Origin of the sequence: Leptospira selangorensis (genome assembly GCF_004769405.1) — a bacterium.
Classification (GTDB): Bacteria; Spirochaetota; Leptospiria; order Leptospirales; family Leptospiraceae; genus Leptospira_B; species Leptospira_B selangorensis.
Map to the genome: position 1 here is coordinate 726,309 of NZ_RQES01000005.1, position 16,687 is coordinate 742,995.

Here is a 16,687-nt window from a genome sequence, read left to right on the forward strand (position 1 = left end):
CACCAAATAAAAGGTCTGGAGAAAGACAATGAAACTCGATCAAAAATTGGCGATTTGTACGCCAAGAAGAACTCCCTTCGCTCAAATTGCGAAAGCTTTAGGACCCTATCCTGGCCATCACCTAGGTCGTATAGTGGCTGAAGACATTATTGCAAAGAGTGGAGTTAAAAAAGATCAAATCGACGGAATCGTAGTTGGAGAAGGTTTCTCTAACGCTCCGAACTCCGCGAGAGTGATCGCTAACCTAATCGGACTCAGAGACGAAGTTCCTTCGATCACTGTTTCTAATAACTGTGTATCCGGAATCGAAGCTCTTTCTGAAGCAGCTCGCCGTATCATTCTTGGAGAAGGTGAACTTTTCCTAGTAATCGGAGAAGAGTCTCAAACTTCTATGCCTTTCGTCGTAAAAAACGCAAGATTGAACAAGAAAGCAGGATCTTTGGATAAACTGAAAAAACTTCTTCCTGACAATCTTCCGGAAGGTGTTGAACTTAGAGACACTCTTGAAGACGGACTTGGTGACGGAGAAACTTCTTACGGAATGCAAGTAACTGCTGAGATCCTTGCTCAGAACTACGAACTTTCTCGTGAGATCACTGACAAATTAGCTTTCGAATCTTTCAAAAGAGCATTAGAAGCTTCTAAAGCAGGAAAATACGCTCCGTTCATCATCCCAATGAAAGACGAAGACGGAACTGAACTTACTATCGATGAGGCAGTCGGACTTCGTGAAGGACTCGTTGAAAACCCAAGCCGTATGGGAAGAGCAATGCTTCTGTTTGAAAACCCACAAATGAAATTTGATGAGTTCAAAACTAAGTATTCCAAATATCTTAAAAAATCTCACGGACCAACCGTTTCTATCTTTAACGCGAGCCCTCGTTCTGATGGAGCAGCTGGTGTTATCTTAACTACTGTTGAAAAAGCAAAAGCTCTTGGATTAAAAATCGAAGCAGTTCTTTCCGGATGGAAAATGTATGGTGTAGACCCTAACTTGATGGGAATCGGACAAGCTTACGCTACCGAAGCACTTCTTAAAGACACCGGAGTTAAGATCGAAGACGTAGATTACGTTGAGATCCACGAAGCATTTGCAGCTACTGCAGTTGCGGCTCTTGTTCAAATCGAAAAAGATACCGGCTGGAAATGGGAGCAAAAATTCGACGAGAAGAAGATCAACCCTAACGGTGGATCTATCGCTATCGGTCACCCATTCGGAGCTACTGGTATCCGTTTGGTGAGCAATGCGATCATGGACCTTCAAGACGACCCTAAAGCTAAAAAAGTGGTTCTTACCGCTTGTGCTCACGGTGGAATTGCAGGAGCTATGCTCATCGAAAGATTCGAAGGTTAATTCTTAACTTCTTGAATTGAATCGGGCCCTGGAGAAGGAAACTTCTTCGGGGCTTTTTTACATCTTCTTCTTTATAATCTTTTCTTTATCCCTTTGTTCCTAATTTCTCATTGATATACTTAAACATTTTATATACGTTGCCTCGGAATATTTTGCTTTCAATGTTATAGTTTTTGTGGTCTAAATAGTGTATATGCACCAATGAAAAAATTTTCGAAATACAATCGGGAGAAAAACGATGAAACTCGAAACTAAACTCGCAATTTGCACACCATTAAGAACTCCATTTGCTCAGATCGCAAAAGGATTAGGGGCGTATCCGGCTCATCATTTGGGTAAGATAGTAGCTGAGAGCATTATCCAAAAAAGTGGGATCAAAAAAGAAGATATAGACGGGGTAATAGTCGGGGAAGGTTTTCCAAGTTCTCCGAATCCTGCTCGTGTAATCGCAAACCTGATCGGACTTAGGGATGAAATTCCTTCTCTCACTCTTTCCAATAACTGCGTATCCGGATTGGAGGCAATCTCGGAAGCAGCAAGAAGGATTATATTGGGAGAAGGCGAAGTATTTCTCGTGATCGGAGAAGAATCCCAGACTGATATGCCTTTTATAGTAAAAAACGCTCGCTTAAACAAGAAAACTGGATCATTAGAAAAATTGAATAAGCTTTTGCCCGATAACCTTCCGGAAGGTGTCGAACTTAGAGATACTCTTGAGGATGGTTTGGATGACGGGGAGAATTCCTACGGAATGCAGGTCACTGCCGAGATTCTCGCACAAAATTATGAATTATCTAGAGAGATCACTGATAAGGTCGCATTTGAATCATTCAAACGTACTTACGAAGCTTCTATGTCAGGAAAATACGAACCATTTATCATTCCTATAAAAGACCAGGAAGGGAACATGTTGAAAATTGACGAGGCTGTAGAGCTTAGAAAGGGTCTCGTAGAAAATCCAAGTCGTATGGGAAGAGCGATGCTTCTATTCGATAATCCTCAAAGTAAGTTCGAGGACTTTAAGAAAAAATACGGCAAAGATCTGAAGAAAACTCATGGTCCTACCGTTTCTATCTTCAATGCAAGTCCTCGCTCCGACGGAGCCGCGGGAGTGATTATCACTACTGTTGAAAAAGCAAAAGCCTTAGGATTAAAAATAGAAGGACTACTTTCCGGTTGGAGAATGAAAGGAGTCCATCCGAATTTAATGGGAGTTGGACAAGCAGTTGCCACAGAAGGTCTGTTAGAAGACCTGCATCTTAAATTAGAAGATATGGATTATGTTGAGATCCATGAAGCATATGCTTCTACTGCGGTTGCCGCTATGGAACAACTGAGAATGGATACCGGTTGGGATTGGGAGAAAAAATTCGATGAGAAAAAGATCAATCCTAATGGAGGATCTATTGCAATCGGTCATCCGTTCGGAGCCACAGGAGTTCGTCTGGTGAATAATGCAATCATGGACCTGCAAGAAGATCCTAATGCAAACAAAGTGTTACTCACTGCATGTGCTCATGGAGGAATTGCAGGCTCCATGTTGATCGAAAGATATAAAGCTTAATTCTAAAACCCCGAAGGAGAGAATCTTTCGGGGTTTTTATTATTAACTTTTAACTCACTCTTTCTAAAGAAGGTTGATCCAAAATGGATCTTCTGTTCTTCAATATGAACAGCCCGAATACCAATGCAGTCACGAACATCAGAAGACTATAAGTGATAGGAACTACAGTCATTGTTGGGACTTGCAAAATGGTTCCAGTGACTAGAAGTGCAGTGGTCCCATTTTGGATCCCTAACTCGAAAGCGATCGTAACAGCTTGGGTTCTACTTAAACGTAAAAGTAGCCCGAGTAAAAATCCGAGACTTATACAGATACAATTCATAGTTAAAGCTGCGGCTCCACTTTGAGCAAAAAATCCCCACATCTTCTCCCAGTTCTGTTTTACTAAACCTGCTATGATCGCGAATAGAATGATCATTGAGAAAATTTTTACGGGTTTCTCACAACCTTCCGCGAATTTTGGAGAATAATTTTTAACCGCCATTCCGATCCCTACTGGGAGAACAGTGATGATAAAAAGTTGTAAGATGGTTTTCAAAATAGGAAGGTCTATCGTTTTCCCTTCTCCCATAAAATATACCATTGAATAGTAAGTTAAAAACGGAAGAGTGAAAGGTTTGATCACACTAATTAAAGCAGTTAACGTTACGGATAATGCTACATCTCCTTTGAACAAATACGAATACATATTTGAAGTCGGACCGGAAGGGCAACAGGATAATACCATTAATCCAACTGCCAATAATGGTTCCAAATGGAACATCGTAGCTACCATAAATCCTAAAAACGGTAACAGTAAAAGTTGGGCTAAGAGACCGACCAATACAGCTTTAGGAAATAAAGCCACTCTTTCAAAATCCTTGAGTGTTAGTGATAACCCCATCCCGAACATTATTATAAAAAGTGAGATCGGGAGAACTATCTCCAGTAAAAATCCACTTTGCATTTTTTTCTCCTTATTGTTTTTAATTTATTTCTTTTGATACGAACATTGTAGGTTGCCCGTTTGTTTTAAGCGGCTCTTTGGAATAAGAGTACTCTATCTTCAAAAAGGAAATATCGTCTGTGAGATATTCTTCCATGCCTTGGTAGATCTTATGTAGATCTCCTTTTGCTTCTTCTATTCTGGACAAGAATGCTTCTTGGTTTTCGTTGATCTCTTTGCTTCCATCTTCTCTGAGGCCGACGATGAGATCGTCTTTTCCATCGGAACCTAAGAATAAACAATCCCCGGGTTTAAGCTGAAAGGATTGAACGGTAAATATTGAAGATGGATCGAAAGGTAATCCGATCCGATTGAAAAAATGTTTGGTCGGGATCAGACTTGCTTTTCCGTTTCTGTATAGGATGGGAGAAGGATGTTCTGCGTTTACTAAGTATGTTTTACCGGTAGATTCTTCTATCACTCCTAAGACGGCAGTGACCAACATACTTCCTTCGAAAATTTCAAACACTTTAGAAAGTTCTAAAAAAGCGGATCTCAACCAACGTTGAGGACTGAACTCTAATGTTTTATCTTCGAATAGTCTGGTCCTATTCAAGATGGCACCGAATACGGAACCTAAAACGATTGCGCCTCCTGCACCTTGGATGGACTTTCCCATTGCATCAGCGTTCATAAACACTGTACAATTTGCCCCTCCTATCTTGAGGCTGGTCGACATACAAAGATCTCCGCCGATCTCGTGGTTTTGTTCTTTGAACAAGAATTGTTTTTTCTGGCGTGTAAATGATTCTACGGAAACTTTTCCGTTTCGAGCGGTCTCTATTCCGAAAGGTTTGAGAAGAAGGGACGTTAAAAAATAATCTCCTTGCTGCTGCTCCAATAATTTTGTAAGTCTGGAAGTTCGATCTTTGACTTGATCTTCTAATGTGTCCGCATACACAGAGAGAGCGGTTCTTGCTTCTCGGATGGAACTTACCATCCCATTGAATGAATCTGTGAGAAAACCAATCTCGTCTTGGATACGAACTTGGATCTTAGTGTTTAGATCTCCTTGGTTTACTTTTCCGATTCCTATTAATAAGTTTTTAAGAGGATTCCAAATTGTTCCCCTGAAAAAAAGTCTGAATCCGAAAAGTATCACGAATACTGTGATGAATAAAACTGCAAAATAAGGTCTGATTGCCTTATGAAGAAAATTTCTATATTCTTCGTATGGGAATATTGCGTCGTATTTCTGATTTTCTAAGTCGAATTTATATAATACGGATCTGGATTTTTCTTTATTGCCTTCCACAAAGTAACGCTCTGCTTCTGAAGGGAAAACAGAGTCATAATATCCTGTGGATTGTCTTAAAAATCTTTTAGGAGAGATTGGATTTTCGTTTGTTGGAATTCCAACGTGCGGATCAGAATCCGGATTGTGATTCGTAGGAGTTCCAAGACGGGGGCCAGGATTTGATCCTTGTTCTGTAGGAATTCCTACACGCGAGACTATTGCCGAACCTGAAATATTCTTCCTAATAAAAATCGAATTCTCTGCTTCTCTCAGTTTACTTAGATCGAATGTATCTTCTTGCCTGGACACGGAAGCGAGTCCTATCCAATACAGAATGAGTAAGAATGTTCCCAAACAAATCCCGGTAATCCTGTTTAGGAAACGTGTCTGGTCCGAAGTAGTATTGATATAAAGTACTAGGACCACAAAACTTCCCGGGATCATAAAAAACGTATAAACGGTCAGAAAGTCAGTTCTAGAAATGATCCCTGCGCGACTCATACTGTTTGCGATTACAGGAGGGAAGATAAGAAGGGAGAAAAATAGGACGAATAATCCCGTAAAACGATTGGATTCTTTGGAGGCAGTCCAACTTCTCCATATCCCGGTAAAGATCATTAGGAAAGAATAAGTTAGGACCAAAACTCCTAGTATTTTATTTTCTAAGGGTAAAGGGTATGTCCAGATCTGTTCCGAAAAATCAAATACAGGTTCTTTCTGGAATGTGCAGAAAACATAATATATAGAGAAGGTGAGCCAAATGAATAATTGGGCGCTGAAAAAACGAAAAGCAAATTTTTCTTTTATAGGACTTGGATAAAAGAAGAAGAACTGACCCATACAAGAAAATGCAGGAATGACAGCCAAGATCAACCATCTATGGTACGCTGCTATGGGAGAATCTATACTGTACGCGATCACAAATGCGAATGCGTGGACTGATAATAGAAAGAAAGCTCCAGCCAAATAAGAACTGGATTTGGATCTATTTCGGATTGCGGCTAAAAAACTTCCGAGTACCGCGGTGAATATACAAACAATCAAAGATCCAAAAGAAAAAAAAGTCAGCTGCAAGCTCATAAAGCCCCCAAGGACTTTTAGCAGGAACTGTGCCAATACTAGTTTAGATTTTTATCTTGGATGAGCCTTCGTATCTTGCATTGATTCTGCATTTAATTTATTTCGATCGTTTTGAAACCAAAAACATCGATTGTTTTCAATCAGTACGGCAAAGAACGGTCGATCGATTTTAATCAGTTCCAATTAGAATGCCGTATCCCTTTGTTTTATACATGTTTCTCGGGAAAATTTTATAAATTTCTTTCTGGCACGAAAACTGCTTAAGGAGATTAGTCTCTTGAAAATTTCAAAATGGATTTAGGAGACTCGTACAAAAAAACGAGGAGAATGTTAATGCGATACGGATGGAAAGGGAGGTTAGTGAGGGTATTTGTTCTTTTACTAATTCTTCCACTTATGGTCTTACCTATCTCTGCAGAAGAAAAGGAAACTGCGGAACCGCCTAAAGACAAATGGAGAATTTTGCTCGGTGCCTTTGCCGGCCAATTCGATTTACAATTACAAACGAAACTTCCGTTCAACTATGTAAATCCGAGTTCAGGCCAAAGAGAAATTCCTTCATTGGGTAGGGCAAGCGGTCTTACACAAAATGGTGCTATGGATTTAGGAGTAGAAGGGATCGGTCCTCAGAAAGGATTACAATTTATGATCCTAAGCGACTCTTTGGTTTTCCAGGCTACATATGCAAGAGTGGATGTGAATTTCGCTCCTCTTAGAAATCCTCCGGTCGGAGTGAATACCGCGGAAGGAAACGCGGGAGGTAATGTTTATTCTACCAACTTGGATTATTATATGAACATAAGTCGTTATGTCCAACCAATGGTGGGTATAGGATATGCAGCCTTCGGAGCTTATTATAAGGCGCGTAACGTTGTAGGAACCACAGTCGGTAACGGACTTTACGAATCATTTCCTACCATAGATGCGGACGATGGATATAGTTCCGATGTCGGTAAGGCCGGACTTCGTATCAAATTGCCTATCCAAAGCTGGTACATTACTCCGTATTTCCAATACGCAGGTAACGAATATCATATCAACGTAAGAACCACTGCAGGAACCGTACAAAACAATGTGAATGGATATCCTGCGGATCCGAACGGTATATTGGATGCATGGTATTACCAAGGAGTTGGTTCCGTAAGCACTGTGGATTCCATGACTCAGGTTTCCAGACAAGCTAGAAGCGCAGGAATTGTTTTCTTTATGGATTATAAAAAGTTCATAAGCCTTACGATCAATGCGAGAAGGAACTTTACCCAAGCCGCTTGGAACGTTTCTGCCACCTTGATGGTATTCCTACATCCGAATATGGGGATCATGGCGAACTACGCATACTCTGAACCAGAGATCTTATTCAGCTTTAATAGATCCTGGGCCATTGGACCCGTATTCACTACTACGTTCTAAAAGGATTATATCGGATAGGAAAATAGAAAATAAAAAAGGTCGATCCTCAAGATCGACCTAATGCGTAAATAAGGCTAAAGGTTTCCGCTCTTTTTAGAAAGTTCGGAGATCGATCGATCCAAGGATTCCAGTTCCATTCGGAATTCCTTTTTCCGGGTCTCAGAAAGTTCTTCTTTAAGCTTTTCGAATGTTTTGTATAGGATCTCACGGAGATCCTTTTTTTTTCTCAACTGCAAAAGAATATATTCCTCTTCTTCGAATTTGTCTAGTCCGGCAAAAGATTTTTTATTTTCCAAATATTCCAGTTTTTCATGAAAAGATTTCGATTTTTCAGTTTGGTTTAGATTTGGACGAAATATATTCTCTCCCAAGTTTTCAAAAATCTCCATAGTCTTGGATAAAAAAGGAAAACCTACTAGTTCGGTTAATACGAAAGAGTCCGTAAAATTTTTGTCGGAATTGTTTTCAGAAATTTCTTCGGTAAAAAGTGGATCATTGAGAGTTTCTGCAAAACTTACTTGTTCTTCTATAGATTTGCTTGTGTGTGCGGTGAAGGAGACTTTCGGATCGGATCCGGAGAACATAAAATAAAAACAGAATACGATTGTGGTGAAGGGAAATAAGAAGATTAAAATTCGGAATTTGGATAAGGATCTCATAGACTTCTTCCTAAAAAAAGAATCCGGCGGGGACACCGGATTCGAATTGGAATTTACTTAACGGTATTGGTTAAACCAAGAATATATTTTTCCTGCAGATGCGGATACCCATTCATGTCCTGCTAGGTAATCCGTATATCTATCCGTAGGAATTCCTTGGGATCTGAGTTTGTCATAATACAAATCCATGGTCCACCAAGGAACTACAGCATCCACGAATCCGTGCATAAAAAATGTCGGCGGATGATTGGAGGGAAGAGTTGGAACAATACAGATCGGGCCGCTGCAAGTAGCATAAGAACCGGATTGTATCGCCAATGCTTTGAATTCTCCCGGGAAAGATACTGCCATACGGCTTGTGTTGTATCCTCCACTGGAAATACCAGTTGCGAATTTTTTATTCGAATTGATAGGCCCGAAACTTCCATTACGGATCGCAGCAAATAGATTATTTAGGAAAATATAATCTGCTGTCAGTTCGTAGATCGTAGGTAAATTGGTTTCCCAGAAAAGATCCAACCCAGCATCCGGAGCGATAACTGCGAATCCATTATCCAACATCTTCTCGATAACTTTTACTTCGTAATATCCACCGAAAGGTGCTCCTTGGGTACGTGAGAATTGTACCGTAAAGAAAGATCCTTGGTACATCACTACGACAGGCCATCCGCCGGCGGGAGCAGTTCCTTCTGGTACTTGGTATCTTACGTCCCTAAATATCCCGGGTCTAGCTTCGATCTTTTTTGTAGAGTAAGAGCAACTAGTCGTCTTGATCAAGAGACCGGTTGTTTTACAACGAGCAGCATCCACTTCTCCAGCTCCTGCAAATAGCAGTGCACCGATCAGCAAAGGCATTAACATCGTGATTCTCTTCAGCATTTTTTTTCCTCCCCGGTCCCGAATTTATTCGGTCCGGTATGCTTCCTAAAGCAAGACCTGTGCCTAACGCAAAAAATGTTTTGCATAGCGTATGTTCTACAAAATAGATTCAAAATTTTGAAAGTATTCGCTGAATCGTTATTCTAAGAAAATTCAGATGATCATTTTCAATCGCCGAAAATGGACAATTGATTGATTTCAATCGATTTTTATTCCGCCAAACCAATAGAATCGCTGTTATATGCGAATGATTGAAAGTTTGGGACCTTCTCCACTCGGCACGGATATTGCTTTATATCTTCTGCTATCTTTCCCAAAATAAAATCAGAGGGAAAGAGGAGGATTTCTAACGTATGAGACTTTTCTTATATTCTTCTTTGTTGTTTTGGGGATTTATATTTTCAAACTGTACTTCGATCTTTCTGTATTTGATCAAACCTTCCGGCCCATTTACACAAGAGAGTGTTCCGGCTTCTCCTGATTATTCTAAAAAAGAATCTTGGGCGGCTCTTCCTGAACTGAAAGACGATCCGGATGAGGTCCCCGCAATTTCCGGTTTCAAGGACGGGCAGAGTATTGCGAAGGCGGATGTATTCTTTGTTCATCCTACCACTTTTATTAAGGCAGAAGGATGGAATGCTGAGATAGGAAGTAGTCTGATTGTTTATGGACTTTCTCCTTTAAAAATGCAGGCCTCTGTTTTTAATGAGTCCGCGAAAGTGTATGCACCTAGATATAGACAGGCTGCGTTATATTCTTTTATAGATGATTCCGGAAATGGAGAGAAGGCTTTCGAGATAGCAAAAAAAGATGTGCTCTCCGCATTCGATCATTATCTAAAACATTATAACCAAGGAAGACCATTTTTTATAGCAGGTCATAGCCAAGGTTCCATGATGCTTGTCCATGTATTAAAAGAATATTTGGATAAGAAGAAGGTCCCGAACTTTGTAGCCGCATATCTTCCCGGTTGGGCTGTACATTCTTCCGAATTTAAAAATTTAAAGGTATGTAGTAATTCCAAAGACCTGGGATGTTATATCAGTTGGAATTCCAAAAAATGGGGATCTCAACTTTCCGATTTTGCACTTCCTCCTGAAAGATATGTAGGAGGGGTTTGTGTAAATCCAGTCAACTGGACTCAAAACAGTGCTGAAACTCCTAAAGAAGAACATAAGGGCGGAGTGGGGATCCAATTCTCCACATTGGATAAAGCTTATGTCAGAACTAAATGTGAAGGAGAGACACTTTGGGTTGATTTACCTTCTAATCCAAATTATGAATCCAGAAGAGGGAATAAGAAAAATTATCATATCTCCGATTACGGACTCTTCTATTTGGATATCAGAGAAAACGTAAAAGAAAGATTAGAAGAATATTTTCATAAAAAAGGAAAACGTTAGAACTATTACTTAAGCGGCGTTTCGAAACTTGATCCAATAAAATCGAAATGTCGCTTGACCTTCCGTTTCGGAATGGTCTTTTTAAACTCCACTTTTACTTCATGTATCTCCAATTCCTGACCCTTTCCTTTTTAATCGCAGTACTTCTATGTATTCTAGGAGTAGTGTATTGCCTAAGCGTAAAAAATAAGATTTCCGGGATCAGAGAGTTGATGCTCTCTTTTTTATGTTTAGTTTTTTTATATTCTGGATGTGTTTATGCTTCGATTGAAACAGATCCAAGAGGTGCATTGCATAGATGGATCACAGTTTCTGCCGCATTATTTGCAGCAGTCTTCTACCAAAGATTTTTTCTGAAATTTCCATCCGTCGTTTTCCCAAAAGTCTCTTCTTATCTTTTTAAAATCCAATTAGGGATCGCTGCATGTATTTCTCTATGGTTCGTATGGGAAACGAAAGATGCAGTGAAAACTTTTAGATTTAACGGACAATACTGGGACCTAACCGCTACATTTCCGGGAAGGGTAGTCGCGATCTTTTCTTTGTTCTTAGCTTTGAGTGTCATTGTTATTGCAATCGCGCAAATTCTAAAGAATAAGGATCAGAAAAAAATCGCTCTCGGTGGGATTTTAGGCTCTTTCTTCTTAAATTTTTTGATACCTACCATCTATCTTACATTATTCAGATTGGGACAAGTAAGTGCAGAAGTATTCGTAAACGCATTAGCGATCTCCGTCATTTCCGGATTTTTTGTATTCCATATATTTTTCGTAAGTTATGGAGGTCATAGGACTTCTCTCACTGTCAGGATCTTAACCATAGTTCTTGCAATGGCATTATCAGTGACCCAGGTAATGTCAGGCGGATTGAGTAAGGCGATAGAAAATGAATACGATAGTATCCAGACAAATGTATTACAAAATGCGAAATTAATATCTCCCCCTAAGGATTCGGTTTTTCTTTCTAAAATTGGGGAAAATACTTCTAAATCGGATCTGAGTGCCGCGGTTCTGGGGGTTCGTTCCTTTATTCTGACTTCTTCCGGAAAACCTCTTATCGTATATCAGAATTTTATAAATAATACTGAGATGGGTTTGGAATATTCTTCTTATAGAAGTTTTGTTCACGGATATGTTTTGGATTGGGCGATCCGACTTTTTGTCGGCCTTTGTGTATTGATTTTCGGATTCCTGATCTTTATGAAAATCTCCATATTAAACCCACTATTCGCTTTATTAAAAGGGTTGGATAGGGTAGAAGGAGGAGAACTTTCCGTCGAAGTAGAAGTTCGCAATAAAGATGAGATAGGATTATTGACCCAGGCATTCAATGCGATGGTCCGTTCTATTCGAGAAGCAAGGCAGGAATTACAACAATATACTTCTAATTTGGAGAGAACCATTTTAGAAAGGGACTCTATCTATGATGCTGTCCCTCAAGAAAGAGTATTATCTAATAAAACCTTAATATATGCATCAAGAAGCATGCAGGCAGTCGTGGATAGGGTAGAAAGAATTTCAGGAAGAGAACAACCCGTATTGATCACCGGAGAAACGGGAACCGGAAAGGAGATCATTGCGGGACTTCTTCATGAATTAGGAAAAGGAAAGGACAGTCCATTTGTGCCGATCAATTGTGCTGCAGTGCCCGCAAATCTTTGGGAAAGCCAGATCTTCGGATACGTAAAAGGGGCTTTTACCGATGCAAAGTCCGATTATGCAGGACTTGTTGCGGAGGCAAACGGAGGAACCTTATTTTTTGACGAAGTAGGTGAGATGCCTATCGAGATCCAACCTAAAATATTAAGATTATTACAAGAACGTAAATATAAACAAGTGGGAGGACGTTCAGAACTTAAGGCGGAATGTAGGGCAATTTTTGCTACCCACAGAAACTTAAGATCGATGGTAGCAAAGGGAACTTTTAGAGAGGATTTATATTATAGGATCAATGTATTCGAAATAGGGATCCCACCTTTGAGAGAAAGAAGATCCGATATCCCGTTTCTTACGAATCGATTCGTAGAACATTATTCCAAACAAATGGAAATGGATAAACCTAATATAAGCGAAGAGGTTATGGATCTGTTCTTGGAATTTCCTTGGTCCGGAAATATACGTGAATTGGAAAACTGTATTATCCGAACTCTTGCAGATTTGAAAGGGGATCATATTAAAATTTCAGATCTTCCCCCTGAATTATTAGAACTCAAAAGTTCCCAAAGAGAAGAGATGGGAGAAATACCGATTTCAAATGGATCTTATGCTGCAGGATTTGAGTCATTGGTTTCTATGTATTCCAGAAGATTGATTGAAACGGCATTACAGAAGTGTAAAGGGAATAAATCAGAGGCTGCTCGTCTTCTAAAAATTTCCAGGGGAAAACTTCAATACCAGATGAAAATGCTGGATATGGAATGATCCAAAAGTTCGTTTTGCAAACGAATCTAAGAATAAATCGACCATTTGTATTCTTTTCGGTTTGATATAAAACGAACCAAATTTCTAACTAGGTATATGACAGAGAAATTCGACGTTTTATCCATACCGTTCAACGTACATATCCAACTTTCCAGGCCTAAACAAGGAGAGGATGCTCTCTTAGTCATGGAAGACAAACCGATCTATAAAAACCATGTGGGCTCGGGACATGCTGCAGCGTTATTCGCTCTCGCAGAAGGGAGTGGAGGGGAATATTTACTTTCCAAAGTGGCTTCTCTTCCTTTTGAAATTATTCCGGTAGTTCGTAAGTCCGAAGTAAAATATAAAAAGCCCGCACAAGGTAGAGTTGTCTCCAGAGGAGTGATCGACGAAGAGGAATGGTCCGCGTTTATGGCCCAACTTGAAAAAAAGGGAAGAGCAGGGCTCACAGTCGGAGTGGAACTTTTTGATGAGACACAAGCGAATGTGGCAAGTTTCAGTTTTGATTGGTTTATCGCTAAGAAATAAAAATTTACCCCATAGGCCAGTCAAGTTCGCAGCCTCACTTACATCGGTGTACCGATCACTTATATTTTAATTATAAAATTATCCAACGAGTGACGCTCTGCGTTCGAAATAAATTCAAAACTTATAATGTTTTTTTCGAACGTATGTGCTTACTTACATCTTTTTTAAAAATCGTTTGACCTTCCTTAAATTTCGGTTAACCCACTTCGTTGAACTGTGGAGGCAAGGGAAATGAAAAATAAACAAACGAAATTTTTAACCCTAGCAATGGCTCTGATATTCATCCTAACCAGTTGTGATCAGAAGTCAGACGACGATAAATTATTAGAACTGGCCGTTTCTTCTAATGGAATAAAAGAATCCAGCTCTAATCCTATTCTAAATAGTCTCGCTTTACCTACATCTACTCCTGCGGATGTGTTTTTGGTCGGTGCAGCAAAGGCTGATATAACGGGACCATTCGTACAATCAAGTACCGGCTATAATAGTCCAGGTGACGAAATGTCCGGTTTGGCTATGAGGCTTTATTCCAGAGCTTTCGTGATTGAACGTCCAGGCGGGGCAAGAGTGGCAATTGTGACCAACGATATGATCCATATGTACCAAAGTGTAAAAATGGGCGTCATTAAAAAGTTACAGGCCGACGGTTATGGATCTGCGTTTAACAATGATAATGTTCTTTTATTCGCGACTCATACACATTCCGCTCCTTCTAATATTTCTTGGTACACATTATTCAATTTATTCAACGGAGTAGTCGGTTTTGATAAGGTTCACTATAATATAGTAGTGAACGGTATCGCCGATTCTATCAAGGCAGCCTATAATAATAGAAGGGAAGCTAGGATCAAATTTGCTTCAGGAAATCTTTCCAATTTTGCAAATAATAGATCTTCCGCTGCTTATGCGTGGAACTTGGACAAAACAAATTATTCTTCGAATATAAACGAGACGATGAGTTTACTTCGTTTTGAAGGGACGGACGGTTCTCCGATCGGATTACTGAACTGGTTTGCCGTTCACGGAACTTCTCTTGGAATTACAAATCGTAGAGCTCATGGGGATAATAAGGGTTACGCTTCTTACTTGGCGGAAAGCACATTCGGTGGAAACTTTGTGGCTGCATTTCCCCAGGGACCTATGGGAGATGTGAGTCCGAATACTCCTGATCCTTCCGATATTACGAAACCTTTTTTAAGACCGAATGATATTGATCCAAGTTTAGACGCTTTGGAGAATCCTATCGTTCACGGAACTAAGCAAGGAACTCGAGCATTAGAATTATATAATGCGGCTACCACTACGCTTACCGGGAATATCGGTTATAGACATTCTCATGTGGTTTGGAATAATAAAATTGCTGTAGATCCTTCCTATATCGGGACCTTCTCCATGCCTTGGGATACCGGCACTGGAAATACGACCTGCGTAGCAACGATCGGCGGTGGATTTTTAGCAGGAGATGAAGAAGGTGCTCCGGTAGAATTCGCAAAAGAAGGTGAGATCCGAAACAATTTCGTATTCGAGAATGGAGTTTGGGTTAAGAAAAATTATTCTTTAACTAACTTAAGCGGTGCCGCTCAGATCTTAGGATATCTATGGCCTCTTGCCCAATTGGCACTGAGTTCCACGAAGTATGAGGCATGTGATAAGGAAAAATTCACACTTCTGCCTGTGGGAGAAGTGGATAGTTTCTGGTTCCCGAATCCTCAAGTGCCTTTTGTTCCGGTGGTTCTTCCATTACAAGTGATCACGATAGGAAACACTGCGATTGTGGCTTCTCCTTTCGAAGTAACGACGAATGCAGGAAGAAGGTTGAAAGCAAAGTTAACTACAACTCTTGCTGCAGCGGGGATCTCCAATGTAGTTGTAGGAGCAATGGCAAATGCTTATGCTCAGTATCTGACTACTCGTGAAGAATATTCAGCTCAGAACTTCGAAGGTGGATTTACCGCTTACGGTCCTTGGGCGAATGCAGCACTGATCCAAGAGTTTGATCGGATCGCTAAGGATATAGTGGCGAATCGTTCTACAAATGCAGGACCGAACCCTCCTGATCTTTCTAACCAACAGTTTATTCAAACTTGGTTATCACAGAACGGTATAGTGAATGATGGAGGAGATTTCGGAAAAGTTCTAACTGATCCCAACTCTTCTTACAATAGGACTAAAGATACAGTGACTGTCAAATTCCAAGGTTCGCATCCTAGGGTGGTTCAGGATAAAAAACTGGATGGATCTCTTTCTTCTTTTTATGATCCGAATACTTATACGTATTTAGAGATCCAAAAGAAAAACGGAAGCTCTTGGACTACTGTTGCTAACGATAATAATCCATATACGGCTTATGATTGGGCAAGGACCGGTGGAGATCTTTCTGCTACATCCGAAGTAACTATCACTTGGTTGATTCGTAACCAACAAGCTGGAACTTACAGAGTTGTATACAATGGTTTGGCGAAACAATTCTGGGGAATTTTCTGGACTTACAAAAAATTCACTGGGACTTCCAAAGAGTTTGTTTTGCAGTAAAACGATCTTCTCTTAAAAAACCGGTTTAAGACCGAAAGAATATCCCGGAAACGGATGGACCTGTTTCCGGGATTCGGATATGATTCCACTATGGCTCTCAAATCCGTTTTGATTTTACTTTCCTTACTGATAGTTTCCTCTTCTCTTTATGCCGCGCCTAAAGCAGTTTATGATTTTACTGTGAAGGATATCAAAGGAAAGGATGTGGCACTTTCCAAATACAAAGGTAAGACCTTACTTATCGTAAACGTCGCTTCCAAATGTGGGTATACCTACCAATATGAAAATTTGGAAAAGGTATATAAAAAATACAAGGGGAAGGGTTTCGAGATCGTTGGCTTTCCTGCGAATAATTTTTTATCCCAAGAACCTGGTAGCGATGCAGAGATAGAACAATTCTGCAGAGTAAAAAAAGGCGCAACCTTCGATATGATGTCCAAGATCTCGGTTAAGGGAGAAGACCAACATCCCCTCTATACCTATCTCACTTCCAGCTCTCCGGATCCAGGCGATGTAAAATGGAATTTTGAAAAGTTCCTAATCTCTCCTGCGGGTAAGATCGTAGCTAGATTTCGTTCAGGAACGGAACCGGATAGCAAAGAAGTCATGGATCAAATTGAGAAGGTATTGAAGTAG

12 protein-coding genes are annotated in these 16,687 nt (G+C 40.1%); 8 read left to right on the plus strand and 4 right to left on the minus strand.

Annotation, left to right across the window (positions count from 1 at the left end; genetic code table 11):
- Positions 1 to 28: 28 nt before the first annotated feature.
- Complete coding sequence (locus EHO58_RS04995) at positions 29 to 1,354, plus strand: thiolase family protein (RefSeq protein WP_135614123.1); 1,326 nt, start codon at positions 29 to 31, stop codon at positions 1,352 to 1,354.
- A 238-nt stretch (positions 1,355 to 1,592) separates the two neighbouring features.
- Positions 1,593 to 2,918, plus strand: coding sequence for a thiolase family protein (locus tag EHO58_RS05000; RefSeq protein WP_135678969.1), 1,326 nt, complete (start codon positions 1,593 to 1,595; stop codon positions 2,916 to 2,918).
- A gap of 49 nt (positions 2,919 to 2,967) precedes the next feature.
- Here the strand turns inward: EHO58_RS05000 and EHO58_RS05005 are convergent, their stop codons facing one another.
- Positions 2,968 to 3,864 (minus strand): bile acid:sodium symporter family protein, encoded by an 897-nt coding sequence (locus EHO58_RS05005; protein ID WP_135678971.1) that lies wholly within the window; start codon positions 3,862 to 3,864, stop codon positions 2,968 to 2,970.
- A gap of 19 nt (positions 3,865 to 3,883) precedes the next feature.
- Positions 3,884 to 6,220: a SpoIIE family protein phosphatase gene (locus EHO58_RS05010; protein WP_135678973.1), complete on the minus strand. Its 2,337-nt coding sequence runs from the start codon at positions 6,218 to 6,220 to the stop codon at positions 3,884 to 3,886.
- A gap of 333 nt (positions 6,221 to 6,553) precedes the next feature.
- Between EHO58_RS05010 and EHO58_RS05015 the strand changes: the two genes are divergently transcribed.
- Positions 6,554 to 7,630 carry a hypothetical protein gene (locus EHO58_RS05015; protein ID WP_135678974.1) on the plus strand — a complete coding sequence of 359 codons (1,077 nt, stop codon included), beginning with the start codon at positions 6,554 to 6,556 and terminating at the stop codon, positions 7,628 to 7,630.
- Between the two features lie 74 nt (positions 7,631 to 7,704).
- Here the strand turns inward: EHO58_RS05015 and EHO58_RS05020 are convergent, their stop codons facing one another.
- Together EHO58_RS05020 and EHO58_RS05025 are read right to left on the minus strand one after the other, a co-directional pair.
- A complete protein-coding gene (locus EHO58_RS05020) occupies positions 7,705 to 8,289 on the minus strand; it encodes a hypothetical protein (RefSeq protein WP_135678976.1) in 585 nt (194 codons plus the stop codon).
- Between the two features lie 57 nt (positions 8,290 to 8,346).
- Complete coding sequence (locus EHO58_RS05025; RefSeq protein WP_135625740.1) at positions 8,347 to 9,168, minus strand: extracellular medium-chain-length polyhydroxyalkanoate depolymerase; 822 nt, start codon at positions 9,166 to 9,168, stop codon at positions 8,347 to 8,349.
- Positions 9,169 to 9,521: 353 nt separating this feature from the next.
- Here EHO58_RS05025 and EHO58_RS05030 point away from each other — a divergent pair, with 353 nt between their 5' ends.
- The 5 genes from EHO58_RS05030 (at position 9,522) to EHO58_RS05050 (ending at position 16,687) form a co-directional block, all read left to right on the plus strand.
- The gene (locus EHO58_RS05030; protein ID WP_135678978.1) at positions 9,522 to 10,571 is read left to right on the plus strand and encodes a DUF3089 domain-containing protein; all 1,050 of its coding nucleotides are present in this window, start codon (positions 9,522 to 9,524) and stop codon (positions 10,569 to 10,571) included.
- 101 nt (positions 10,572 to 10,672) lie between these two features.
- On the plus strand, positions 10,673 to 12,991 hold the full coding sequence (locus EHO58_RS05035) for a sigma 54-interacting transcriptional regulator (protein WP_135678980.1): 2,319 nt from the start codon (positions 10,673 to 10,675) through the stop codon (positions 12,989 to 12,991).
- Positions 12,992 to 13,087: 96 nt separating this feature from the next.
- Positions 13,088 to 13,519 (plus strand): YiiD C-terminal domain-containing protein, encoded by a 432-nt coding sequence (locus EHO58_RS05040; protein WP_135625737.1) that lies wholly within the window; start codon positions 13,088 to 13,090, stop codon positions 13,517 to 13,519.
- Between the two features lie 231 nt (positions 13,520 to 13,750).
- Complete coding sequence (locus EHO58_RS05045; RefSeq protein WP_135678982.1) at positions 13,751 to 16,051, plus strand: neutral/alkaline non-lysosomal ceramidase N-terminal domain-containing protein; 2,301 nt, start codon at positions 13,751 to 13,753, stop codon at positions 16,049 to 16,051.
- A gap of 90 nt (positions 16,052 to 16,141) precedes the next feature.
- The gene (locus EHO58_RS05050) at positions 16,142 to 16,687 is read left to right on the plus strand and encodes a glutathione peroxidase (protein ID WP_135679120.1); all 546 of its coding nucleotides are present in this window, start codon (positions 16,142 to 16,144) and stop codon (positions 16,685 to 16,687) included.